Source organism: Peristeroidobacter agariperforans (genome assembly GCF_004138335.1).
Lineage (GTDB): Bacteria > Pseudomonadota > Gammaproteobacteria > Steroidobacterales > Steroidobacteraceae > Steroidobacter > Steroidobacter agariperforans.
Map to the genome: position 1 here is coordinate 1 of NZ_RYFW01000017.1, position 1,201 is coordinate 1,201.

At 58.0% G+C, this 1,201-nt stretch carries 1 protein-coding gene; it reads right to left on the reverse strand.

Going from position 1 to position 1,201, the window contains the following annotated elements:
- Window positions 1–43 precede the first annotated feature (43 nt).
- Window positions 44–1,131, reverse strand: a protein-coding gene (locus EK373_RS32950) for an IS3 family transposase (RefSeq protein WP_232831469.1) whose coding sequence is annotated in 2 segments (ribosomal slippage) — window positions 44–879 and window positions 879–1,131 — 1,089 coding nt in all. Because the reading frame shifts where the segments join, the coding sequence is not laid out codon by codon here.
- Between the last annotated feature and the right edge of the window lie 70 nt (window positions 1,132–1,201).

The window sequence follows — 1,201 nt, forward strand, 5'->3', positions numbered from 1 at the left end:
GGTAATCCCCCCGTTTATAGCTGCAGCCAGAAGTGGAAAGGAACTAAGCAGCCATCGCCAACTTCTGTATCGGCGTGAACCCACCTAGCGCCATGTTGGGACGCTCATTGTTGTACGTCCAGAGCCAGCGGGTCGCGGCCTCTTGGACTTCATCGATCGAAGCGAAGATGTGCTGCGCAAGCCAGTCGTATCGTACCGTGCGATTGTAGCGTTCGACGTAGGCGTTCTGTTGCGGCTTGCCGGGCTGGATGTACTCGATCCGGATCTGTCGCTCAGCTGCCCACTGCAGCAGCGTGCCGCTGATGTATTCCGGGCCATTATCACAACGAATCGCCTGCGGCTTGCCACGCCAATCGATCACCTGCTGCAGCGTGCGAATGACACGCGCCGATGGCAAAGATAGGTCGACTTCGATCGCCAGGCCCTCGCGGTTGAAGTCGTCCAGCACATTGAAGAGCCGGAAGTTGCGGCCGTCGCCGAGCGCATCGTGCATGAAGTCCATCGACCAGACTTGATTCTTTTCGGCAGGGATCGTCAGCGGCACCGGCGCTTCGCGCAGCAGCCGCTTCTTCGGCCTGATCCGAAGATTCAACTCCAGTTCGCGGTAGATCCGGTACACGCGCTTGTGATTCCAGCCGAAGCCTTTCACGTTGCGAAGGTACAGGAAACATAGCCCGAAGCCCCAGTTGCGCTGGTTTTCAGTCACGCGCATCAGCCACTCGGCGATTCGCTCGTTCTCGCTCGACTGCTTCGCCTGATAGCGATAGCAGGTCTCGCTGATGCTGAGGTCGGCGCAGGCCCGTCGAATGCTTTGGCCTTTGACGATCACCGCCCATCGGGCCACCTCTCGACGCTGAGATGGCCTCACCATTTTTTTGAGAGCGCCTCCTTCATGATGTCAGCGCTCATCTGCGCCTCGGCATACATCTTCTTCAGCCGCCGGTTCTCTTCCTCCAGCTCCTTCATGCGCGAGACCATGGACGCTTCCATGCCGCCATACTTCGATCGCCACTTGTAGAACGTGGCAGAGCTGATGCCGTGCTCGCGGCACAGCTCCGGAACCGGCGTACCGGCCTCGGCTTGCTTCAAGATCGCAATGATCTGACTGTCCGTAAATCGGGATTTCTTCAAGGGAATCTCCTCGGTCAAGGTTACGAGAAAATTCCACTTCTGGCCTCACCTAATTTTCGGGAGGATTACC